20 protein-coding genes are annotated in these 22,414 nt (G+C 38.4%); 5 read left to right on the top strand and 15 right to left on the bottom strand.

Translation table 11 applies throughout. The annotated features are described in order from the left end of the window. Positions 1-61: 61 nt before the first annotated feature. Positions 62-1,588, top strand: a complete 1,527-nt coding sequence (locus tag LZF87_RS01300; protein WP_244340456.1) for a GH3 auxin-responsive promoter family protein — start codon at positions 62-64, stop codon at positions 1,586-1,588. A 205-nt stretch (positions 1,589-1,793) separates the two neighbouring features. Here the strand turns inward: LZF87_RS01300 and LZF87_RS01295 are convergent, their stop codons facing one another. From LZF87_RS01295 to LZF87_RS01280, 4 genes are all read right to left on the bottom strand, one after another. Beyond that, entirely contained in the window at positions 1,794-2,042 is a 249-nt protein-coding gene (locus tag LZF87_RS01295) for a hypothetical protein (protein ID WP_023573402.1), read from the bottom strand. Positions 2,043-2,248: 206 nt separating this feature from the next. After that, complete coding sequence (locus tag LZF87_RS01290) at positions 2,249-4,405, bottom strand: S46 family peptidase (protein WP_244340454.1); 2,157 nt, start codon at positions 4,403-4,405, stop codon at positions 2,249-2,251. 11 nt (positions 4,406-4,416) lie between these two features. Further along, complete coding sequence (locus tag LZF87_RS01285) at positions 4,417-4,881, bottom strand: GNAT family N-acetyltransferase (protein WP_244340453.1); 465 nt, start codon at positions 4,879-4,881, stop codon at positions 4,417-4,419. A gap of 1 nt (position 4,882) precedes the next feature. Continuing rightward, positions 4,883-6,115 carry a 3-deoxy-D-manno-octulosonic acid transferase gene (locus LZF87_RS01280; protein WP_244340450.1) on the bottom strand — a complete coding sequence of 411 codons (1,233 nt, stop codon included), beginning with the start codon at positions 6,113-6,115 and terminating at the stop codon, positions 4,883-4,885. A gap of 100 nt (positions 6,116-6,215) precedes the next feature. On the opposite strand from LZF87_RS01280, the gene LZF87_RS01275 reads away from it, so the two are divergent. Together LZF87_RS01275 and galE are read left to right on the top strand one after the other, a co-directional pair. Beyond that, positions 6,216-7,349, top strand: coding sequence for a DegT/DnrJ/EryC1/StrS family aminotransferase (locus LZF87_RS01275; RefSeq protein ID WP_244340448.1), 1,134 nt, complete (start codon positions 6,216-6,218; stop codon positions 7,347-7,349). A gap of 63 nt (positions 7,350-7,412) precedes the next feature. Further along, positions 7,413-8,444 (top strand): UDP-glucose 4-epimerase GalE, encoded by a 1,032-nt coding sequence (galE, locus tag LZF87_RS01270; protein ID WP_244340446.1) that lies wholly within the window; start codon positions 7,413-7,415, stop codon positions 8,442-8,444. 87 nt (positions 8,445-8,531) lie between these two features. Here the strand turns inward: galE and LZF87_RS01265 are convergent, their stop codons facing one another. The 9 genes from LZF87_RS01265 to purT form a co-directional block, all read right to left on the bottom strand. Continuing rightward, positions 8,532-8,783: a hypothetical protein gene (locus LZF87_RS01265; protein ID WP_244340444.1), complete on the bottom strand. Its 252-nt coding sequence runs from the start codon at positions 8,781-8,783 to the stop codon at positions 8,532-8,534. A 108-nt stretch (positions 8,784-8,891) separates the two neighbouring features. Continuing rightward, the gene (gene fabD, locus LZF87_RS01260; RefSeq protein ID WP_244340442.1) at positions 8,892-9,764 is read right to left on the bottom strand and encodes an ACP S-malonyltransferase; all 873 of its coding nucleotides are present in this window, start codon (positions 9,762-9,764) and stop codon (positions 8,892-8,894) included. 247 nt (positions 9,765-10,011) lie between these two features. After that, entirely contained in the window at positions 10,012-10,542 is a 531-nt protein-coding gene (locus LZF87_RS01255; protein ID WP_244340440.1) for a YceI family protein, read from the bottom strand. Between the two features lie 131 nt (positions 10,543-10,673). After that, positions 10,674-11,390 (bottom strand): pirin family protein, encoded by a 717-nt coding sequence (locus LZF87_RS01250; RefSeq protein WP_244343841.1) that lies wholly within the window; start codon positions 11,388-11,390, stop codon positions 10,674-10,676. A 273-nt stretch (positions 11,391-11,663) separates the two neighbouring features. Beyond that, entirely contained in the window at positions 11,664-12,239 is a 576-nt protein-coding gene (locus LZF87_RS01245; RefSeq protein ID WP_244340436.1) for a Crp/Fnr family transcriptional regulator, read from the bottom strand. A gap of 236 nt (positions 12,240-12,475) precedes the next feature. Beyond that, complete coding sequence (locus LZF87_RS01240; RefSeq protein WP_244340430.1) at positions 12,476-15,250, bottom strand: T9SS sorting signal type C domain-containing protein; 2,775 nt, start codon at positions 15,248-15,250, stop codon at positions 12,476-12,478. A gap of 391 nt (positions 15,251-15,641) precedes the next feature. Next, complete coding sequence (locus LZF87_RS01235; protein WP_244340426.1) at positions 15,642-15,962, bottom strand: DUF6370 family protein; 321 nt, start codon at positions 15,960-15,962, stop codon at positions 15,642-15,644. Beyond that, complete coding sequence (locus tag LZF87_RS01230) at positions 15,962-16,852, bottom strand: hypothetical protein (RefSeq protein WP_244340424.1); 891 nt, start codon at positions 16,850-16,852, stop codon at positions 15,962-15,964. Before LZF87_RS01230 ends, LZF87_RS01235 begins: the two co-directional genes overlap by 1 nt. 101 nt (positions 16,853-16,953) lie before the next feature. Then, complete coding sequence (gene purT, locus LZF87_RS01225) at positions 16,954-18,138, bottom strand: formate-dependent phosphoribosylglycinamide formyltransferase (protein WP_244340422.1); 1,185 nt, start codon at positions 18,136-18,138, stop codon at positions 16,954-16,956. A gap of 135 nt (positions 18,139-18,273) precedes the next feature. Here purT and LZF87_RS01220 point away from each other — a divergent pair, with 135 nt between their 5' ends. After that, positions 18,274-19,242: a hypothetical protein gene (locus tag LZF87_RS01220; RefSeq protein ID WP_244340420.1), complete on the top strand. Its 969-nt coding sequence runs from the start codon at positions 18,274-18,276 to the stop codon at positions 19,240-19,242. Positions 19,243-19,300: 58 nt separating this feature from the next. On the opposite strand, the gene LZF87_RS01215 is transcribed toward LZF87_RS01220, so the two are convergent. Both LZF87_RS01215 and LZF87_RS01210 read right to left on the bottom strand, forming a co-directional pair. Further along, complete coding sequence (locus LZF87_RS01215) at positions 19,301-20,503, bottom strand: pyridoxal phosphate-dependent aminotransferase (RefSeq protein ID WP_244340418.1); 1,203 nt, start codon at positions 20,501-20,503, stop codon at positions 19,301-19,303. A gap of 29 nt (positions 20,504-20,532) precedes the next feature. Then, the gene (locus LZF87_RS01210; protein ID WP_244340416.1) at positions 20,533-21,627 is read right to left on the bottom strand and encodes a fatty acid desaturase family protein; all 1,095 of its coding nucleotides are present in this window, start codon (positions 21,625-21,627) and stop codon (positions 20,533-20,535) included. Positions 21,628-21,738: 111 nt separating this feature from the next. On the opposite strand from LZF87_RS01210, the gene rsmG reads away from it, so the two are divergent. Next, positions 21,739-22,368, top strand: a complete 630-nt coding sequence (gene rsmG / locus LZF87_RS01205) for a 16S rRNA (guanine(527)-N(7))-methyltransferase RsmG (protein WP_244340414.1) — start codon at positions 21,739-21,741, stop codon at positions 22,366-22,368. Positions 22,369-22,414: the final 46 nt, after the last annotated feature.

Below are 22,414 nucleotides of genomic sequence, written 5' to 3'. Positions count from 1 at the left end.
TTGGTAATATTGTAAAGTTATAATTCATATTTTACAATTCATAATTCATAATTGCGAAAACATGCCGTTAACGATCATAAATTCAATTGCCAGCTGGATTCTGAAGAAGAGAATTCATCAGATGGAATTGTTTTTGAAATATCCCAATGAAGTGCAGGAGGAACTGCTTTTTAACCTGCTTCGAAGTGCTGAGGGAACAGTGTTGGGAAGAAAGTATGAGTTTTCAACTATTAAAAGCTATAAAACCTTTTCTGAAAGAATTCCGGTATCAACCTATGAAGAGCTTGAGCCTCTGATAGAGCTCACCCGAAAAGGTGAACAGAACGTTTTTTGGGGTACGCCTATTAAATGGTTTGCCAAATCCAGCGGTACAACGAATGCAAAGAGTAAGTTCATTCCGGTAAGTAGTGAAGCGCTTGAGGATTGTCATTACAAGGCCAGTAAAGATTTGTTATGTCTTTATCTGAATAACAACGAGGAATCAGAACTGTTCACAGGTAAAAGCCTTCGATTGGGAGGAAGTAAGCAGTTGTATGAAGATAATAACACCTTCTTTGGAGATTTATCGGCTATTCTTATCGATAACATGCCTTTCTGGGCTGAATTCAGCAGTACACCAAGTAATAAGGTGTCTCTGATGAGTGAGTGGGAGACCAAAATTCAGGCGATTATCAACGAAACCAGAAATGAAAATGTGACCAGTTTTGCCGGCGTTCCTTCCTGGATGCTGGTGCTGCTGAATAAAATGCTGGAAGTAACCGGAAAAGAGAATCTGTTGGAAATATGGCCTAATTTAGAGGTTTATTTTCACGGCGGGGTGAGTTTTGAACCGTATCGCGAACAATATAAAAAAATAATACCAAAGGCTGATTTTAGATATTACGAGATTTATAATGCGTCCGAGGGTTTCTTTGCGATTCAGGATCTCAATAATTCCAGTGATTTATTGTTAATGTTGGATTACGGTATTTTCTATGAATTTATTCCGATGGATACTTCCGGAACCCTTAATCAGCGTGTGATCCGACTGGCAGAAGTGGAACTGAATAAGAACTACGCCGTGGTGATAACAACCAATTCTGGTTTGTGGCGCTATTTGATTGGTGATACGGTTCGTTTTACGTCCTTAAATCCTTATCGTATTCGCGTTTCCGGGAGGACTAAGCATCATATTAATGTTTTTGGAGAGGAACTGATGGTAGAAAATACCGATATGGCTTTGGCAAAAGCATGTCAGCAGCTAAATTGTGAGGTAATTGATTATACGGTAGCCCCGATTTTTATGGAAGGAAAAGAAAAAGGAGCACATGAATGGATGGTTGAGTTTAGGAAACATCCTGCCAGTATTGAAGAATTCAGTAGATTATTGGATCAGTGCTTGCAGGAGGTGAACTCGGATTACGAAGCAAAACGGTATAATAATATGACCTTAAATCCCTTGGTTTTAAATGTGGCACGTACCAATTTGTTCTATGACTGGTTGAAAGAACAGGATAAGTTAGGGGGGCAGCATAAAATCCCAAGATTGTCAAATCAAAGAGAGTATCTGGAGCAATTAAAGGCTATGCAGCTCTCTGAAACTGTTTAATATATGAGAAAGGTATTGTTGTTTGTTGTCTTGATAGGGTTGACAGTGTCTTGTGGTCCTAAAAGATTGGGCTGCGGTCCTGGAAGATGTGACTTGGCTAAAGAGGAAAAGGCTGGTGCAAAACCTTGTTAGTTTTTAGTTTAGTATAGAGCAAAAAAAAGTCCTGCTAAGCAGGACTATTTTTTTTCTTACTGTATTTAAAATACTAGTGAGCAGCTGGAGCTTCAGCAGCTGGAGCAGCAGCAGGAGCAGCAGTCTCAGTAGCTGGAGTAGCTTCTGTAGCTGGAGTAGCAGCAGCAGCAGAATCAACAGTTTCAGTTGTAGCTTCAACAGCCTCTTCAGTAGCTGGAGCAACTTCTTCAGTTACAGTTTCTTCTTTTGCAGTTTCTTTACATGATACGAAAGAAACACTCATCATAGCTACTAAAGCTAAACTTAAAACAACTTTTTTCATCTTACTAAATTATAAAGGTTAATTATTAATTCGGGGCAAAGATATAAATTTTTTCATAGCATGAAATAATTTTTTTTCATTTTTTCAAAAAAATATTGCTTTGGATCCCAGCACAGTAAAAACAAATTTCATGCCAATAAAAGAAAATTGTATTTGTAAGGTAAATTTTCTTTGTTTTTCGGTATGTATTTGATTTACAGTTTGTGTTATTTTTTCTTCTTAGTTGTCGGTGTAACTAATTTCATTTCTTCAATCAGGTTTTTAGCACCGGCATATTTATCGATTACGAATAAAACATAGCGCATATCGACCATAATATTCCTACATATTGACGGGTCGTATTGAATGTCACTCATAGTTCCTTCCCAAACACGGTCAAAATTTAGTCCAATCAGGTTTCCTTGAGCGTCTAAAGCCGGGCTTCCTGAATTTCCTCCAGTTGTATGATTCGTTGCTATGAAAGCCACTGGCATTTTTCCGTTTTTATCGGCATACTGACCATAATCTTTCGCATTGTATAAGTCAATCAGCTTCTGAGGAACGTTGAACTCATAATCTCCAGGGATGTATTTTTCCATCACTCCGTCCAAATAGGTTATCGGTTCGTAGCTTACTGCATCACTAGGTTTGTACCCTTTCACTTTTCCGTAAGTAACGCGAAGGGTGCTGTTGGCATCCGGGAAAATACGTGCTGATTTCGGACTCAATTCCAATATTGCTTTCATGTAAGTACGTTGCAGTGCGATGTTTTTCATGTTTAACTCATCGTATTTCGGAGCAACATTTTTATTGTAAGCGTCAGCGATCGTTTTTACAAGTGCAAATCCGGGATCCTGATTCATTTTAGCGATTACGGATTTTGCATCGCCTTCCAATAATCCTTTTAAGCCATCGTAAGAAGTCAGTTTCGAATTGGCGAAAATGGATTTGGCTGTAGTTTCCGGATTGATGTTTTTAATGTTTTCCGGCAAAAACTGTTGCGGAGATTTTTTAGAATACAATTCAATCAATTGCTCGAAAACTTTCTCGTCTACTTTAGCGTTGAAATCTTTGTATAAAGGTTCGAACCCAGCAATAAGGTTTGCTTTTCTATCTTTAAAAGCCTGTTCACCTTTAGTGTTGTAAACCTGCTCTAATTGGTATAGCTTGTATCCGAAACTTAAGATTTCGGTATTTCTTAAAACAACTTCCGAAAAGTAATCACGGGCCAATGCGTAAGGAGCAATAGCGTTGTAAGTGGTTTTGAAATCTGCTAATATGTTTCCGTATTCCGCCTGTTTCCCTGCTTTTTCAACTTTAGCGGTGAAGTCTTTTTCAAATTGTTGTTTGTTGGCAACCGCATTTGTTTTCTTCAGACCTTTTGATTCTCCGATCCATTTTTTCCAGTAATTGGCCACTTGAGCATATTTGGCAGCATATTGAATTTTGATGGCATTGTCTTTTCTCATGAAGCCGTCTTGCGTTTTTAAGGCGCGGTCACGAATTTCAATTTTAGCAGGGTTTAATGAGTTTACGATTTGTTCTACGGCATAAGAAGGCAAGTATTCCTGTGTTCTTCCAGGATAACCCATTACCATGGTGAAATCGTTTTCCTTTACACCTTGTATAGAAACCGGGAAGAAGTGTTTCGGTGTGTACGGTACGTTGTCTTTGGAGTATTCTGCCGGACGGTTGTCTTTTCCTGCATAAATACGGAACAACGAAAAGTCGCCGGTATGACGCGGCCAAACCCAGTTGTCTGTATCCGAACCGAATTTTCCGATTGACGAAGGCGGAGCGCCTACTAAACGTACATCTTTATAGGTTTCGGTAACAAATAAAAGATATTGGTTTCCGTCGTAAAACGTTCTGATACTGTTTTCCTGCCATGTTTCTTTAGGAAGGGTTTTGTTCAGCATCGCAATGTTTTCCTGTATTTTCTTTTGTTTTTCCGTTTCTGTCGGAAGGTTGATAACGCCTTCCAAAACTTTATTGGTAACATCGTCAATGCGGATGATAAAGGTTACGAATAGATCTTTGTTAGGAAGTTCATCTTCCATTTTATAAGCCCAAAAACCGTCAGTCAAATAATCGTGCTCAACTGAAGAATGGCTCTGGATGTTGTCAAACCCACAGTGGTGGTTGGTCAGGATTAGTCCTTTCGGAGAAATTACTTCGGCAGTACAGCCTCCGTCAAAATGAGGAACCGCGTCTTTTAAACTGGAATGGTTTACGGAATAAATATCTTCAGCCGAGATTTTCATTCCCAAATTTTTCATTTCGGTTTCGTTCATTCCTTTCAGTAAAGAAGGAACCCACATGCCGCCTTGCTGAGCATAAATTGGCAGAACGAATAAAATAATAAGGAGTCTTAAAAATTTCATTTTTTTGGTTATTAAGGGTGTTTTTGTACTATATGTTTCATTATTTTCCGATGATGTACCGTAAAATCGTTGGCAAGATACAATTTTTGTGCGTTTTCATTGTGTTCTTCTGTTTCCAGATAGATTATTTTCAACTTCAGTATTTGAGCTTCTGCTTGTATAAATCGGACAGCTTCTTTCCCGATTCCTTTTCCCCGCATACTCTCAGAAAGATACAATTCGTCAAGAAAGGCAATGGTTCCGCCGTATTCAAAACTGAAAACAAATGTCAGGATTACATAGCCCACAATTTCATGTTTATGGTAAATCAGCCATGCTTTTCCTAAATGTTCATTTTTGATGAATTCCCTGAAAAGTATTTTCGATTTTTTTGTATCAATTGGATAATTATCGATGGCATAAAACTCCTGCATCATTGAGACAATCTTCTCGATGTCTGATAAAGTCAGGGGTATGAATTCTGTTTTCGGAGCCATGTTAGTTAAGGATGTGTTTCAGAATCGTAGCCGTCGCTCCCTTATTCATCTGAACAAAAGTGCTGCAAACATGTCCTTTTTCATAGCGTTCGTCTTCGTTTTGTACCAGTAAGTCAAAAGCCTGTTTCAGTTCGCTTTGGTTGGTGATTGAAATGCAGCCTTCAATATTTACCAAAGCTGTTGCTTCTGCGAAATGAGAGTAATTTGGACCAATCACAATTGGAATTGCGAAAGTCGCCGGCTCTAAAATATTGTGTACGCCCGGGTTTCCGAAGCCTCCGCCCACATAGGCGATGTCAGCGTAACTGTAAATTTTGGTCAGAATGCCGATAGTATCAATGATGAAAACCTGAGAATCAGATAAATTTTGATTTTCTTTCTCCGAAAAAAGAACGGTTTTCTTTGTGATTGCGTCTTTCAACTGTTGAATTTGATCGGTTTTGATGTTGTGTGGTGCAATGATGAATTTTACATTGCTATCTGATTGATTGATATAATCTGTTAATAGAGATTCGTCTTTTGGCCACGAACTGCCAATCACAATGGTTGTAGTGTCATTTTTGAATTCTTCAATGAAATAAAGCGAATTGTCGCGTTCCAAAATGGAAACCACACGGTCAAAACGGGTGTCTCCGGATACTTTTATGTTGTGGAATCCGATACTTTGCAGGAGCTTTTTCGAACTTTCATTCTGAACAAAGAAGTAGTCGATGTTTTTCAATGCTTTTCGGTAAAAACCGCCGTACCATTTAAAAAAACTTTGTTTTTCTCTAAAAATGCCGGAAATCAAATAGGTTTTGATATTCTGGTTTTTGAGTTCATTCAAATAATTGGGCCAAAACTCATATTTGATGAAAAAAGCCATTTCCGGACGCGCCAGTTTCAAAAATTTCTTCACATTTTTTTGGGTGTCCAAAGGAAGATATACGGTAACGTCGGCCACGGTATTGTTTTTGCGGACTTCATATCCGGATGGTGAAAAGAACGTCACCAGAATTTTATGGTTTGGGAATTTTTCTTTGATTTGCTCCATGACCGGAAGTCCCTGTTCGTATTCTCCGAGCGATGCAGCATGAAACCAGATGGTTTTGTCGGAAGCTGAAATTTTAGAGGAAAGCGTATCGAAAACCGACTTCCGTCCGTCAACAAACAATCGTATTTTAGGACTGAACAAAGCGACTATTTTCAGTAGAAATCCTGCAGTTTGAAGCACTAAATTGTAGAGAAAAAACATAACTTTTCTTTTGTCGCGCTAAAATACGGTTTCTTTTCGTTATCAATAAATCATTCTGGTTTAATTCGTACTTTTGCGTGTTTTAAAAATCGTTTTTCAAATGAGAAAATTACAAATGGTTGACCTGAAAAGTCAATACGAAAAAATAAAAGATACCGTAAACGCTTCTATTCAGGAGGTTTTAGATACTAATACTTACATTAACGGACCACAAGTGCAGAAGTTCCAAAAGAGTCTGGAGGATTATTTGGGGGTTAAACACGTGATTCCGTGTGCTAATGGTACTGATGCGTTGCAGATTGCCATGATGGGATTAGGGCTTGAACCTGGTGATGAGGTGATTACTGCGGATTTTACTTTTGCTGCGACGGTTGAGGTAATCGCTTTGTTGCGACTTACTCCTGTTTTGGTAGATGTTGAAATGGATAACATGAATATTTCGATTGAGGCCATTAAAAAAGCAATTACTCCAAAAACCAAAGCGATTGTTCCTGTTCATTTGTTTGGTCGTGCGGCTAATATGGATGCCATTATGGATATTGCCAAAGAACACAATTTATATGTAATCGAAGATAATGCGCAAGCAATCGGTGCTGATTTTACAGGAAGAGATGGTTCAAAAAGAAAGGTGGGAACTATCGGTCACGTAGGAGCAACATCGTTCTTCCCTTCTAAAAACTTAGGTTGCTATGGTGATGGAGGTGCAATTTTTACCAATGATGACGAATTGGCTCACACATTGCGCGGAATCGTAAATCACGGTATGTACGTTCGTTATCATCATGATGTGGTTGGTGTGAATTCTCGTTTGGACAGTGTTCAGGCTGCGGTTTTGAATGCTAAATTGCCGTTTTTGGATTTGTACAATGAGGCAAGACAAAATGCAGCCCGAAAATATTCAAAAGGATTTGAAGGTCATAAAAATATTATTACGCCGGTTATTCCGGATGAATGCGATTGGCATGTTTTTCACCAGTATACGTTGCGTATCATTGATGCGAGTCGTGATGCGCTGATGGATCACCTTCAGGCAAAAGGAATTCCTTGTGCCATTTATTACCCGATTCCGTTGCATAGTCAGAAGGCTTATTTGGATTCAAGATACAAAGAGGAAGATTTTCCGGTAACAAACCAATTGGTAAAAGAGGTAATATCATTGCCAATGCATACAGAGTTAGATGACGAGCAAATCAGCTTTATTGTCGATTCTGTTCTTGAATTTTTTAATAAATAGGATGTAAGGTTTATTTTTGTGACATTGTAGTTGACATTGTTTAAAATCAAAAGACTTCGCAAGATGAAAGTATTGGTGACTGGTGGGTTAGGTTTTATCGGATCGCATACAGCGGTGGAATTGCAAAATCAAGGATTTGAGGTTGTAATTGTTGATAATTTGCAGAATTCTACACTTGAGGTTTTGGATGGAATTTCTAGAATTACGGGTAAGAAGCCTGTTTTTGAAAAATTGGATTTGCGTGAGAAAAATTCGGTTCAGGATTTTTTTAAACGTCATTCCGATATTTCTGGAGTGATTCATTTTGCTGCGTCAAAAGCGGTAGGAGAAAGTGTTGAAAACCCGTTGCTGTATTATGAAAACAACATCAGCTCACTGGTGTATCTGCTTCAGGAATTGGAGAAAAAAGGCAATGCTAATTTTATTTTCAGTTCTTCGTGTACAGTTTATGGACAGGCTGAAAAAATGCCCATTACCGAAGATGCACCTGTTCAGGAAGCCATCTCACCTTATGGAAATACGAAGCAAATCGGAGAGGAAATAATTAAGGATGTTGTAAAAGTGTCCGATATCAATGCTGTTTTACTTCGTTATTTTAATCCGATAGGTGCGCATCCGAGTACCGAAATTGGTGAGTTGCCAATAGGTGTCCCTCAGAATTTAGTGCCGTTTATTACACAAACTGCAATTGGATTGCGAGAGGAATTGTCTGTTTTTGGAGATGATTATCCAACGCCGGACGGAACCTGCATCCGCGATTATATTCACGTAGTTGATTTGGCAAAAGCCCATGTGGTAGCTTTGCGACGTTTGCTGGAAAAGAAAAATGTGGAAAAGGCAGAAGTTTTCAATGTAGGAACCGGAAAAGGGAGTTCTGTTTTAGAAGTTATTCAGGCATTTGAAAAGATAAGTCAGCAAAAATTGCCGTATAAGATTGTGGATCGAAGAGAAGGTGATGTTATCTCCGCCTATGCTAATACTGATAAAGCTAATATGGTTTTAGGTTGGAAAGCAGAATCTACTTTGGAAGAGGCATTAAACAGCGCCTGGAAATGGGAACAGAAAATAAGAAGTGTACATATATCAAGTAAATAAAAAAACTCCCAAATCAACGATTTGGGAGTTTTTTTTATAAAGAAGTTTTATTTTATAAAAAAGACCGGATAAACCGGTCTTTAAAAATTACTTTTTAGCATCTTCTTTAACTTCTTTTGCAGCGTCTTCTACTTTTTGAGCACCAGCAGCAGCAGCATCAGCAGCCTTAACAGTAGCAGTGTCAGCAGCAGCTTCAACAGCAGCAGCAGCAGTATCTACAGTTTCAACCATTTCAGTTGCAGCAGCATCAGTTGCTTCTTCCATTTTCTCTTCAGTTTTTTCTTTACAAGAAACCATCAATGCTCCAACAAAAGCTAAAGCTAAAAGTGTTTTTTTCATTTTTTAATTTTTAAGAATTAATAATTATTTATACTTAAGGGTAAAATTAATTTTTTTTTTTAATTAAAAACATTTCAAAGTAAAAATTTTATCCAATTTTTTTTAAAATTAAGCCGAAATGGTTTGGGCTTCTTTATTGATTTTGTTAACCAGGCCTACCAATACTTTTCCAGGACCAACTTCTGTAAATGAAGTGGCACCATCGGCTATCATTTGCTGTACTGACTGTGTCCATTTTACAGGAGCTGTTAATTGGATAATCAGGTTTTTCTTGATTTCATCAGCATCAGAAACAGCGCTTGCTGTTACGTTTTGATAAACCGGGCAAATAGGAGCGCTGAATGTTGTAGCTTCGATTGCTGCAGCCAGTTCTTCACGTGCCGGTTCCATCATTGGCGAGTGGAAAGCGCCTCCCACCGGTAAAATTAATGCGCGTTTTGCTCCGGCTTCCTTCATTTTCTCACAAGCTTCCTCTACCGCTTTCAATTCGCCTGAGATTACCAATTGTCCCGGGCAGTTATAGTTAGCAGCTACTACAACACCATCAATAGAAGCACAGATGTCTTCTACAATTTTATCATCCAGATTTAATACCGCAGCCATGGTTGATGGAGTAATTTCACAAGCTTTCTGCATTGCTAACGCACGCTGTGAAACCAGTTTTAAACCATCTTCAAATGATAAAGTTCCGTTAGCAACCAAAGCTGAAAACTCTCCTAAGGAGTGTCCGGCTACCATTTCAGGTTTGAAATCCTCTAAAGTCTTCGCTAAAATAACCGAGTGTAAAAATACAGCAGGCTGAGTAACTTTGGTTTCTTTTAATTGTTCAGCTGTACCTTCAAACATGATGTCGGTAATGCGGAATCCTAATATCTCGTTGGCTTTTTCGAATAATTCTTTTGCAACAGCCGAATTTTCATATAAATCTTTGCCCATTCCGGTGAATTGTGCGCCCTGACCCGGGAATACATATGCTTTCATCTTTTCTTTATTTAGTTTGTGATGCAAAAATAAGGTTTTTTTTAGAAGCGTAAACATTCAGACATTTTTGGAATCGTCGTTCCTGCTGTCCGCTATATCCCCGCTTTTTAGCGGGGGATGCCGCTCCTCCCGATAGTTATCGGGACGGGGCTATGGAGAAAGCGTCTTTTGTGTCAGTAAAAAAGCCTGCAATTCAAAGCGAACTACAGGCTTCCTATCATCAATCAAAAAGTATTCTTCTGAAATATTATTGTCTTACCAACTGTATTTCGATGTCGAATTTTACAATGTCACTTAATAAAAAACCTCCATTATCCAGTGGTGAGTTCCATTTTAAACCCCAGTCTTTTCGGTCTACTTCTCCGAAAATATTGATGCCTACTTTGGTGTTGCCCCAAGGATCGGTCATCAGTCCGCTGAACTCGGCCGGAAGTTTTACGAATTTCGTAACATCTCTGATGGTTAAATCACCAGCCAATTCATATTTTTTATCATCCAATTTGGTGAATGAAGAAGCTTTGAAGGTTATTTTTGGATATTCTTCCACGTTAAAGAAATCAGCGCTTTTTAAGTGATTGTCACGGTCTGGGCTTCTTGTATCTACCGAATTGGAGTCGACGTAGAATTCAATCACCGCTTTACTGAAATCATCGTCCTCGGCTATAATGTTCACATCATAACTGTTAAATCTTCCGGATAAATTGGTAAACATCATGTGTTTCACCTTAAAGGTTACTTCGGAGTGTGTTGGGTCGATAATCCATTTTGTTGTTGCCATGACTTCATTTTTTTAGTGTTATTACAAAATTACTTTATTGTTGGTAATCAATGACTTAATCTAGATTAAGAAATTTGTCTTGTTCATAGCTATAGTCAAATTGCTTAAAGCTCTGACTGCTGACAGAGGCTTTATAAAGCCATAGGGACTTCCATCAATAAGAATTCGGCTTCTGAATTAGCTTTAATCGTTACTTTGTCAGTGTTCCATATTCCTAAACCGTCCCTTGTATTCAGTTCCTGATTGTTAACGGTAATGTCTCCGTTGAGAACAAAAACATACAATCCGTTGCCTTGTTTATTGAAATGATAGTCGGTTGTAACATCTTTGTCGAATTTTCCCAGGTGAAACCATGCGTCCTGATGAATCCAAACTCCTGCATCCTCGGCATTCGGCGAGAGGATTTGTTGTAATTTATTGTGTCGGTCTTCTGAATTTAAAGTAATCTGATCGTATCTCGGCGTAACATTTCGCTTGTTCGGGAAGACCCAAATCTGAAGGAATTTAACCTGCTTGTCTTCGTTCTTATTGTATTCGCTGTGATGGATTCCGGTTCCCGCGCTCATTACCTGAATGTCACCATTTTTGATTACGGCTTTGTTTCCCATGCTGTCCTGATGCTCCAAATCGCCTTCCAGCGGAATACTGATAATTTCCATATTCTCGTGCGGATGTGTTCCAAAGCCCATGCCAGCTGCAACCGTATCGTCATTCAGTACGCGTAGAACGCCAAAATTCATTCGTTCCGGATTGTGGTAATTGGCGAAACTGAAGGTGTGGTAACTTTGCAGCCAACCGTGATTTGCATTTCCTCTGCTATTGGCTTTGTGTAAAATGATATTTTCCATGATTTTAGAATTGGTGTTTTGAATATGATTGAACCCTACAGTTTCTTCTGCGGATTCAGAAGTTTCTTTAGCCAGCGCAGAGCCTGTAATTATCGCCCCGCTGCCTAAAATTGTTTTTCGGATAAAATCTTTTCGGTTCATAACTGTTGTTTTGATGAAACAAAGTTACGATGAGCCACTGCAGGAAGTGCTTAACCTAGATTAAGAAAGTTAAGGGAGGTAGTAGTCACGGATTTTAATTTGTATAATGTTTGCAGAAGCTGAGAACTTCGACTATTTTTTCAGAAATCTAGCCTTCATCTTACTGAAAAATTCCGGAGTAACGCCAATATAAGAGGCGATTTGTTTTTGTGGAAGACGGTTAATCAGTTCAGGATATTTTTTGCTGAATTTGTCGTAACGGGCTTCGGCCGTAAAACTCATGTTGTCAATTAATCGCTGCTGGTTTGCTACTAATGAGTTTTCGATCAGAATGCGGAAATAGCGTTCCATCTTCGGAACAATAGAGTATAATTTTTCCTGATTTTCTTTGGAAAGTAAAATTACCTCGGCTTCTTCGTTGGTTTCTATGAAGAGTTGTCCCGGTCGTTGCGACAGATAACTGTACATGTCGGCAATCCACCAACCCGGGCAGGCAAAACTCATTACGTGTTCCACACCGTTCTCGTCCAAGGTATAGCTTCTAAGAATTCCCTTCAGTACGAAAAAGGAATGGGTGCAGATTTTTCCTTCCTCTAAAAGTGTTGTTTTTGCTTTATATTGTTCGGTTTGCAATAAGTCCAAAATGCTTTCCTGCTCCACGGCAGTGAGCGAAATGTGTTTGGCTATATTTTCTAATAAGGTCTGCATTGATTTATCCAAATGTACTAAAAAGTAGTCATAAATCTAGAGAAGGAGAACCTTGCTTTTTCTTAATGAATTATTGTTTTTTGCCGAGAGCTGCAGATAGCTTCATTTTATAAGGTTTTCGTTTTGGGTTATTAAAAAAACGTTATCAAAAAAAACACCCCGTTTTACATCGATTTAGAGTAAAACGGGGTGTTCATTTATTTGTAATTCTTTTGTCCTGCGACTATATTTTTAGATTAAGGCATCAAAACTTTTTTGGTGACATTTTTCTGGTCTTCTAAAGTAACCTTCACGATCAGCATTTGTGATGTTGCCGGAATGGCATCTGTATAGAATTTATTAGTGTGAATGCCTTTTTTTGAGTAAACCAATTTTCCTAAAAGATCATGAACTTCGATACTTGAAATGTCTGACATGCCTGATAATACAGAAAGATGTTGGTCTGCAGCAATTATTCTAATATTCGTATCGTTATTGTCTACTGCGTTAACACCTAGTGTTACTGTATTGAAACGCAATTCAAAACGGTTATTAAATGTTCCTTTTGTCGTTGTGAAAGTAAAATCTCCGGCTTTTAAATCGTGATATTGTCCTGTTGTTTTGTCAAATAAATAAATATCTTGTTTAGCGAACAGACCATCAAAATTCTCTAAATGGATGCTGAAATCTCCAGTAATTGTTGTTGTATATCCGATAGGGATGATATCTGAAGCCGAGAACGGTAAACTGCGTCCCTGGATGCTTAATTCTTGATTTGATAACAGAGAATATAGGGAAACTACGTTTTCACCAGGCATTGTTTTACCGTCAAATAATCTGTCCAATTCATTTGTCGCTCCTTGGATATACCCTACAAGGGTTTCATTATAAGCCCCACGATTGTTGCTAAATGAAAGCCAAACACGGTGTTTTTCAAGTGCTAATGGTTTGTTGTTTGTGCTGTTTTTAGTATCTGAATTTCTGAAAAACTGGTTGTTGCTGCCCTGTATACGCATGCTGTTTTTAAAAGTAGCTGTTCCGCTGGCTAAGGCATCTATAAAGAATCCTTGACCTGCTGCTATTTTTCCTGTTGGTGTTACACCACCGGTAATTGCTCTTGAAGCTGTCGTTACTCCGCCTGTAAGATTGTATTTGCAATAATCATCAGCAGTATAATTGTAAACCCAATCTCCTGGAATGGTATTACTGATTGCAGTATTGTGTGTCCAAAGATAAATAGTTCCGTTTACAATTCCTGCATTGGCTGGATCAGTTAAGAATAAATCAATATCGATTGCCGAAGGATAAGGGTTTCCAATCAAGTTAGCGGTGTCAGCTCCTTTTATTATTGGTGTTGTTATGATACCGTTGTTAGGAACACCCGTAAAACTTGTTACCACAATTTGCGGCGTTGCATAATTAAGACCGCTTGGAGCTCTTCCTGCATAGCCTTGACCATTAATCATTACATTACCTCCAGATTTTGGAACCCAATCATTAATGCTTGGGCTGTAAGCATAGAATAATGAATTCGTTGCTAATTGGCTTAAGGTAGCATTGGCTACCGGTGTAGACCACAAAGTATAGTCGTATTGTTTTAATGGTGTAGTTTTTCTTTTATAAACTATGTTTCCGGTGTTTACTGCGTTGTCGTTGATTTGAATCAAGCTGCTGTTGTCTTCAAAAGTTAACGAACCTCCGGAAACTGTAATTCCATTAGTAATGGATACGTTGTTGCCTGAAGTAATAACAACATTGCCTGAATTTACCTGACAAGAACATCCGGTCAAATCCGAAGAAGAAGTAAAGTTCCCGTTAAAGACGATTACATCTGTTCCTGTAGGTGCAGAGCCAGTTGACCATGCAGTTCCGTTCCATGTGTTTGTTTTAATAGAAACGATTGATACACTTCCAGATGCTGATGAAGTACAAGATCCCGAAGACGCTGTCACTGTATATGTTCCCGCAGGGGCTGTAACAGTGTTTCCGGAAATGCTTGTTCCTGCTGATGGAGATACTGTATAAGTATACGATGCGCTGTAATTCGTGATAGTGAAGGTTCCGGTAGCTGTAGTACAAGTTGGCTGAATAACCGAACCTAAAGTTGGCTGTACCGGAGGAATCGGTGCGTTAAGCGTCACAACTCTTGCCGGTGAAATACATCCTGCAGGATTTTTAACTGTTACATTGTAAGTGCCTGCAGCTAAGCCTGAGAAAATTCCTGTAGTGTTAGTGTATGCGATACCGTCAATACTGTAAGTCATTCCTGGTGCAGTCGGGGCAGTAATTGTTATAGTTCCTGCTGCAGTAGTACAATTTGGATGAGTAACTGTAATTGCCGGTTGTGCCGGTATACTGTTTACAACCACAGTAACAGCCTGTTTAGGTGTTCTTTTGGTAGGTGTAATAAGCGCTTCTACATAATATGTGGTTGTAGTCGTTAGTACCGGCGTGGTGAACGTAGCGGAATACGAAACAATATTGTTGTTGGCATCATACCAAGTATAATTAGTTGAAGAATTCGAAGGGACTCTTGTCGCAGTTAGTGTAGATGTGCCGGAACCACAGATAGAAGCGGGAGTGGCAGTTGTGTTAATAACATAGTAACCTGCGCCGCCCATTAACTCTTCAAAGCTGTAAATTGCTCCATTACCGTTGCAACTTGCTACTTTGGTATCTCCGATATAGATGGTTTTATTCGCGTTGCAAGGATTATTACTTGGTAAGTTCCCTCCTTGTTCGATGACAAACGATGAACCTTCAGTTAATTTTAGGTCTACATTTCTGGTGAAATCAACGGTGGCTTTGTCCCTAATGATGAACTCAATCTGGCCCAGGCACGTTAAATCCAGATTTTCATCCATATTTAAAGTGGTAGTGGTAATGCCGTCTCCAATATAAATCTTAGAGCAAGAACCGAATGAAGCACAATTTAAAGTACTCGCGTTAACTGTTCCGGTTATGGTGCATTGTCCGATGGCATTAATAGAAAATAAGATGAAGGCAATTAGTAGTAGTAGACTTTTTTTCATGGATTTGCTCGGAATTGTATAGTATATAATTCACGGCAAAATTATCTCAGGGCGTTTGAGGGGATGAAAAAAATCGATAAACTGCACTTAAAATCGACGAAATACATATTTCAAAAATTAATAAATTTAGTACTACTTTATTACTGTTTAAATCATTTTTATTTGTGATATCTCGTGTTGTAAAAATATTTTTTTTGTTTTATTCTTAACAATTTGTGTTAAATTTAATTTACTGAAATTTATGAAATAATTTTTTTTAGGAATTAAAAGATGAGATTTTGATAAATTGACTCTTGGGAAGAATTATTTTTTTGTCAATAATGTAAAAAAAACACGTTCTTTTTTAATTGTTGAGTGAACGTGTTTTAATCCTGATTTTTAGTAGTGTGAATTATTTTTCCTCTTCTATTAATTTGAAAGAAGTGGCTTTAAAATGATCTTCGACTATGGTGCCGGATACTTCTGCTTTACGGATGGTGTTGCAGAAACCGTCTTCGGCATGAGCATCTCCATGCTCGTCAATGGAGGTTCCCTCGACGAAATATGATTTTCCCTCGATACGGACTGCCAAATCACAACCTTTTTCCTGCATTCCGAACTGACACTGCCCGCAGGCAGCTTCCACGATTTGTGTTTTTGGTTGTTCTTTTTTCTCCTGTGATAGTGCAGTAGTTGTTGCTCCTATTAGAAATAAAAATATTATGTTTTTCATCAATAACTAAATGTTTGGTCTTTTATATAATTGTTTCTGTCTCTATTGTTGCCACTTTGTGGATTGTAAATGATATGAGAAGGGCCTGAATTTCTTTTCCTTTCGTAATTGTAAACGGGTGGTTTTAAATAACTGTTGTTTCTCTTTGCTTTAAATGTCATGGGTAATGTATAAACTCTTTTTTCATTCGTGTCTAAGCTTTCAATAGGAGCAAAAATTGGAAGGCTTTCAAAGGCTTTAATTATTTTTTCCTCGAATTTTTCATCTACTAGACCTCGACGTAAAATTTTAACATTTTCAGTTTTGCCATATTCGTTAACAGAAAAGTTAACTAATATTTGTATCATATGTACTCCTTCTGGGAGTGAGGGTTTGTGCTTCGACAGTTTATTGTATATGTGCTTGTATATTTTTGTAGTACTACAACTTATTTTGTTGTGATCGAACTTTTCATTCTGACAGCCTTCCAAAATTGGATGGGTATTTGTAACTTCCCTCTTCTCGGCGAATATAGCTTTTAATTTTCTTTCCTTAACTGTGAATTTTGCCTCCATATTTATCTTGTAATCCATGGCCTCATTGGTTTCAGGATTGAGTGCAGGGACAAATTTTGGAAGCGAATTAATCATCAGTTTCATATAATTGTCAAGTGTTTTTACACCCGTGTCTATTTGAACGGAATCCATCGGTGTCGTTCCATACGAAGATATTAAATAGACTACGTTAAAGCTGATGGAATCATTTTCTTTCAGTCCTAATCTTCTAAGAAAAACACTGTCTGTTTTTATTTCAATATGCTTAAGTGTTTTGATCGTAATCTCTTCAAGCTTTTTTTCCTTATTTGACTTTGCATCACTTCCATTAAAAGTTGGGACTGATTTGCTGGTCATTTGATAAGGGTTTTGAGAAAAACTCAAAAAGGCAAACAATAGGAATAGAAGAGTAAAAACCTTTTTCATTTAAATCTGCATTAGAAAACTAGGTAGTAAAATTAAGAATTTACTGTAACTAATGCAGCGGTTTTTTTTGCTCTTTCCACGACTTCTTCTACCGGTGTGTCTAAGTGGTCATTAGACAGAACAACTCCCATTCGTCTGTAAGGTCTGGACGTTGGTTTGCCGAAGACTCTAAAATCGGTTTTTGATAAGCTGGCGACTTTTTCGATTCCGGTATACGTTGGGTTTTCTGAGTTTTCGGAAGCTAAGATTACCGCACTGGCACCTACTTTTTCAAGGGTGATTTCTGAAATCGGCCAGCCTAAAATAGCGCGCAGATGTAGCTCAAACTCGTTGAAGTTCTGTGTTCCGGATAAGGTAACCATTCCCGTATCGTGCGGTCGTGGGGATAATTCTGAAAAATAGACGCCTTCATCGGTAAGGAAAAATTCCACGCCAAAAAGTCCGGCGCCTCCTAAAGCTTCGGTTATTTTTCTTGCCATATCCTGAGCTTCTTCTATATCTTTTTGGGAAACGCGAGCCGGTTGCCAGCTTTCCTGATAATCGCCGCGCTCCTGTCTGTGTCCGATTGGTGCGCAGAATAATGTATGATTGTTGTTCTGTGTAACTGTCAGTAATGTAATTTCCGAATTGAAATTCACAAATGCTTCCACGATAACTTCAATGATGTCGCCTCGCGAACCTTCAACGGCATAATTCCAGGCTTTTTCAATACTTGCACTGAGCTCCGTCGAAGTGTCTCCTTTTATGGTAGATTGGCCTTTTCCGGAAGAGCTCATCAGCGGTTTTACCACGCAGGGAATACCCACTTCGGCTACAGCTTTTTCCAATTCTTCTTTGGTTGTGGCGTATCGGTAATTTGCGGTTCGGAGACCCAATTCTTTTGCAGCCAAATCTCGGATTGCTTTTCGGTTCATAGTGAAATTGGCAGCCTTGGCTGACGGAACTACAGTGATCCCCTGTTTTTCATAATCGTAAAAACGTTCGGTTCTGATAGCTTCGATTTCGGGAACGATAAAATCCGGCTGGTGTTTGGCTACGATGCGGTCTAATTCGGTGCCGTCCAGCATGTTGATTACTTCAAATGCGTGTGCTACCTGCATGGCCGGGGCATTTTCATAACTGTCGACGGCAATGACTTTCTGGCCGATGCGTTGTGCTGCTATAACAAATTCTTTTCCGAGTTCCCCGGAACCTAATAAGAGTATCTTTTTTTGCATTTTTTTGAGTTAGTTTAGGGTTTAAAGATAAAAAGTTTAAAAGTTTTGGACAAGAAATGTTTTTAAGATACGATTTTAAGAATTTTGAAGTTATAATAGCGATTTTTACACTTCAATTCTATTTACTTGTTTAATATGTTTAAAAAGATAATTTTTTTAATGGTGCTGTTTTTGGCGCAGAAGTTATATTCTCAGGAACGGTATATTGTCGTAAAAGATTCGGTTACAAATGAAACGCTTCCCTACACAAGTATAGGTTTTCAAAATGGGTATGGTTTGTTTACCGATGAGAATGGGAAGGCAGTCTTAAATAATGATATGCCGAATAAAATAAAAATTACGTATGTCGGTTATACTTCTAAAATTGTTTCAGTCGATAAATTAAATGGGAATCAAATTTTACTCAGACCTGAGGCAAGTATGCTGAACGAAGTAAAAATTTCAGCTTCACGGAAAGAAGTAAAAAAGAAGAAAAAATTTGTGGTCAAACCTTCTTTGCACGATAATATCGATGAGATGTATTGGTCGTCTATCGGGCAGCAATTTGCGTTTTACATTCCATCTGAAAAAAAGAATGGTATTTTGGAGTCGGTTACCATTCCTTTGATTGTAAAAGATCTCTATCAGGGGATAACCGAATCTTCATTTGAAGATAATCCCTATGGAACAATGGTTCGTTTTGAATTCATGAGTAGTTCAGAAATGTTACCGAATAGTAAACTCTATGATTACGAGAAGATTTTCGTGATTCAGTCTGATAAAATTTCCAAAAAGATTGAGGTTGGTTTTGAGGAGAGCATCCCAATTCCTGATGAAGGTTTTTTTGTTGTGATGACCGTTCTCGGAAAAACAGACGAATCAGGGCAATACACACCGGAATTGCCTTTTGAAATCCGTGAGGTCCAAGGTGTTAAGAAGAAGTTTATCAAGATTATATTGCCGAATTATCCGTTGGTGGAAGAGACGAAAGGAATCCTGACTTTATTTCGTCATGTGTTTAATGAGGATAAAAAATGGAACCGAATCAATCGTCCGATGGTGTATAAAAAGGATAAGAAATATCCAATGTACAACATAGGGGTTGGATATACGGTTTCCTATTAGTGTTCTGATTAAACTGTTTTAATAAAAAAAGCCTCAAGAAAACTTGAGGCTTTTTAAATTATGCTAGAACTTCGGTATTGGTTACCGCTTCTTTAATTCGGCGTAAAGCTTCTTTTAGTATTTCTTCGCTGGTTGCGTACGAGAAACGGATACAGTTCGGGTTTCCGAAAGCGTCTCCGGTTACTGTCGCTACATTGGCTTCGGCTAAAAGATACATTGAGAAATCGTTTGCGTCTTTGATTTCATGGCCTCTCAATGTTTTTCCGAAGAACGAAGAAACGTCTGGGAATACATAGAAAGCACCTTCCGGAACGTTGATTTTAATTCCCGGGATTTCTTTTAATAAACCAACAACTAAGTCACGACGACTGTGGAAGGCATCTACCATGTGTTTTAAAACCGATGGGTCTGCGTCAACAGCAGTGATGGTAGCACGTTGTGCGATTGAGTTTGCTCCGCTGGTTACCTGTCCCTGAATTTTTGTACATGCTTTAGCGATAAATTCAGGAGCTCCCATATATCCGATTCTCCATCCTGTCATAGCGAAAGCTTTTGCTACTCCGTTAACCGTGATGGTTTTTTCAAACATTCCCGGAATAGATCCGATACTGCAGAATGTTCCTGAGAAGTTGATGTGTTCGTAGATTTCATCGGAAACTACATAAATGTTCGGGTATTTCTCCAATACTTTTGCTAAAGCAGTTAATTCTTCGCGGCTGTATACCGAACCACTTGGGTTACATGGTGAGCTGAACCACATCATTTTTGTTTTTGGTGTGATGGCAGCTTCCAATTGCTCAGGTGTGATTTTGAAATCAGTTTCAACAGATGTTGGTACTTCTACCGGAACACCTCCCGAAAGTTTGACGATTTCGAAATAACTTACCCAGTAAGGAGCAGGAAGGATTACTTCGTCTCCGTGGTTTAACATTACCTGCGCAATGTTGTATAAGGATTGCTTCGCACCGGTAGAAACTACAATTTGCGAAGGTGTATATTCTAAATGATTGTCTCTTTTGAATTTGCGGCAAATCGCTTCTTTCAATTCCAGATAACCTTCTACCGGAGTATAGGTGCTGTAATTTTCATCGATGGCTTTTTTTGCAGCTTCTTTGATGAAATCCGGAGTATTGAAATCCGGTTCTCCTAAACTTAAACTGATAATGTCTTTTCCTTGAGCCTTTAATTCTCTGGCTAACGCAGCCATAGCTAACGTTTGCGACGTAGATAAATTGTTAATTCTGTCCGAAAGCGGGTTCATAGTTCTGATGTTATGTAGTTATTTTTTATTTATGCTAATTGCGGTTTCTGACCTAATTCCTTCAGATGTTTGAAGTGGGAATAGACAGCAGAACTCATTGTCTTAAATTCATAGTATGGCAGATTGCATTCGGCTGCAGTCTGTTTTACGATTTCACCTATTTTGCCATAATGAATATGACTGATATTTGGGAAAATATGATGTTCAATCTGATGGTTCAGTCCTCCGGTGTACCAGTTTATCAGCCAGTTTTTCGGAGCGAAATTTGCTGTGGTGAACAACTGATGGATTGCCCAGGTGTTTTCGATTTCATTGTTTTCGTCCGGTTGCGGATGATCGGTTTCTTCAACAATGTGTGCCAATTGGAAAACGATGCTCAAAATCAGACCGGCAGTATAATGCATTACTAAAAATCCTAAAATAACCTCCCACCAAACGATGCCAAGAATCATTGGAATTGCCAGCCAAATCGAAAAATAAATGATTTTTGTGATAACCAAAGTGCTCCATAGCTTTATAGGACTTGGAAATTCACCATAGGATAATTTTTTCTTGATATAACGTCTGGTTTGTTTTATATCCGTCGTAATAGCCCAGTTGAATGTTAGTAATCCATAAAGAAATACAGAATAATAGTGCTGGAATTTATGGATTGGCGACCAATCGGAGTGTTTTGTAAAACGGATAATTCTTCCGGCTTCCAGATCTTCGTCGTGACCGTGGATGTTGGTGTAGGTATGGTGCAAAACATTATGCTGCACCTGCCAGTTGTAAACGTTTCCGGCTAAAATGTAGATACTTCCGCCCATGATTTTGTTCAGCCATGGTTTGGAAGAATAGGATCCATGATTTCCATCGTGCATTACGTTCATTCCTACCCCTGCCATTCCGATACCAATCACGATGGTTAAAAGTAAATGAGCCCAAAGCGGGAAGTCCAGCGCCAGAATCAAAAAATAGGGGGTAAGGAACAACGAAAACATAATAACGGTCTTCAGATGTAATTTCCAGTTACCGGTTTTTTTGATGTTATTCTCTTTGAAATAATCGTTTACGCGCTTATTCAGGATTCTGAAAAACTTCAGATTATCGGCCTTAGAGAAAATTGGCGTTTGTTTATTCATGCTCAAATTCATTAAATTCGAGCAAAGGTAACTATTAATGAAGATGCAAACCGTTAAAATGATTAAAAAATTCATCGGTAAATTGCTTACTTTTGCATAAAAGACAGAATAATGCATGAAATTGTAAAATATTTCCCTAATCTTACTGATAATCAGATAGAACAGTTTCAAAAACTGGAGGAATTGTATAGGGATTGGAACGCTAAAATTAACGTGATTTCGAGAAAAGATATCGATGAATTGTATACCAAACATGTGCTGCATTCTCTCGGAATCGCAAAGATAATGGAGTTCAAACCGGGGTCTAAAATATTGGATGTGGGAACCGGTGGCGGTTTTCCCGGAATTCCGCTGGCTATTTTATATCCGGAAGTCGATTTTTATCTGATTGATGTGATTGCCAAAAAAATCCGTGTAGTAAATGAAGTGGCTAAAGGATTGGGATTACAGAATGTTAAGGCCGAACAGATGCGTGCCGAAAATGTAAAAGAAGACTTTGATTTCATTGTGAGCCGCGCCGTTACCAATATGCCTGATTTCTTTACTTGGGTGAAAGATAAAATCGCCAAGAAACAGAATCACGAGCTTAAAAACGGAATTTTATATCTGAAAGGCGGGGATTTGTCTGAAGAACTGAAAGATTTTCCAAAGGCAACGGAATATAATTTATCGGATTTCTTTGAAGATGAATTTTTCGAAACTAAAAAAGTAGTACACTTACCGCTAAAATATAAGTCATAAAAAAACGTCCCAATTTGGGACGTTTTTCGTTTTTATGATTTTGCTT

Source organism: Flavobacterium enshiense (genome assembly GCF_022836875.1).
GTDB classification, from domain to species: domain Bacteria; phylum Bacteroidota; class Bacteroidia; order Flavobacteriales; family Flavobacteriaceae; genus Flavobacterium; species Flavobacterium enshiense_A.
This window is presented reverse-complemented; position numbering and strand designations above follow the sequence as displayed.

Excerpts from the sequence above, each read along its gene's own strand:
- LZF87_RS01230 (WP_244340424.1), bottom strand. The coding sequence starts at position 16,852 with ATGACCAGCAAATCAGTCCCAACTTTTAATGGAAGTGATGCAAAGTCA.
- LZF87_RS01245 (WP_244340436.1), bottom strand. The coding sequence starts at position 12,239 with ATGCAGACCTTATTAGAAAATATAGCCAAACACATTTCGCTCACTGCC.
- LZF87_RS01220 (WP_244340420.1), top strand. The coding sequence starts at position 18,274 with ATGTTTAAAAAGATAATTTTTTTAATGGTGCTGTTTTTGGCGCAGAAG.
- LZF87_RS01295 (WP_023573402.1), bottom strand. The coding sequence starts at position 2,042 with ATGAAAAAAGTTGTTTTAAGTTTAGCTTTAGTAGCTATGATGAGTGTT.
- LZF87_RS01235 (WP_244340426.1), bottom strand. The coding sequence starts at position 15,962 with ATGAAAAACATAATATTTTTATTTCTAATAGGAGCAACAACTACTGCA.
- galE (WP_244340446.1), top strand. The coding sequence starts at position 7,413 with ATGAAAGTATTGGTGACTGGTGGGTTAGGTTTTATCGGATCGCATACA.
- LZF87_RS01255 (WP_244340440.1), bottom strand. The coding sequence starts at position 10,542 with ATGGCAACAACAAAATGGATTATCGACCCAACACACTCCGAAGTAACC.
- LZF87_RS01285 (WP_244340453.1), bottom strand. The coding sequence starts at position 4,881 with ATGGCTCCGAAAACAGAATTCATACCCCTGACTTTATCAGACATCGAG.
- LZF87_RS01240 (WP_244340430.1), bottom strand. The coding sequence starts at position 15,250 with ATGAAAAAAAGTCTACTACTACTAATTGCCTTCATCTTATTTTCTATT.
- LZF87_RS01290 (WP_244340454.1), bottom strand. The coding sequence starts at position 4,405 with ATGAAATTTTTAAGACTCCTTATTATTTTATTCGTTCTGCCAATTTAT.
- fabD (WP_244340442.1), bottom strand. The coding sequence starts at position 9,764 with ATGAAAGCATATGTATTCCCGGGTCAGGGCGCACAATTCACCGGAATG.
- LZF87_RS01250 (WP_244343841.1), bottom strand. The coding sequence starts at position 11,390 with ATGGAAAATATCATTTTACACAAAGCCAATAGCAGAGGAAATGCAAAT.
- LZF87_RS01215 (WP_244340418.1), bottom strand. The coding sequence starts at position 20,503 with ATGAACCCGCTTTCGGACAGAATTAACAATTTATCTACGTCGCAAACG.
- LZF87_RS01275 (WP_244340448.1), top strand. The coding sequence starts at position 6,216 with ATGAGAAAATTACAAATGGTTGACCTGAAAAGTCAATACGAAAAAATA.
- purT (WP_244340422.1), bottom strand. The coding sequence starts at position 18,138 with ATGCAAAAAAAGATACTCTTATTAGGTTCCGGGGAACTCGGAAAAGAA.
- LZF87_RS01280 (WP_244340450.1), bottom strand. The coding sequence starts at position 6,115 with ATGTTTTTTCTCTACAATTTAGTGCTTCAAACTGCAGGATTTCTACTG.
- rsmG (WP_244340414.1), top strand. The coding sequence starts at position 21,739 with ATGCATGAAATTGTAAAATATTTCCCTAATCTTACTGATAATCAGATA.
- LZF87_RS01265 (WP_244340444.1), bottom strand. The coding sequence starts at position 8,783 with ATGAAAAAAACACTTTTAGCTTTAGCTTTTGTTGGAGCATTGATGGTT.
- LZF87_RS01300 (WP_244340456.1), top strand. The coding sequence starts at position 62 with ATGCCGTTAACGATCATAAATTCAATTGCCAGCTGGATTCTGAAGAAG.
- LZF87_RS01210 (WP_244340416.1), bottom strand. The coding sequence starts at position 21,627 with ATGAATAAACAAACGCCAATTTTCTCTAAGGCCGATAATCTGAAGTTT.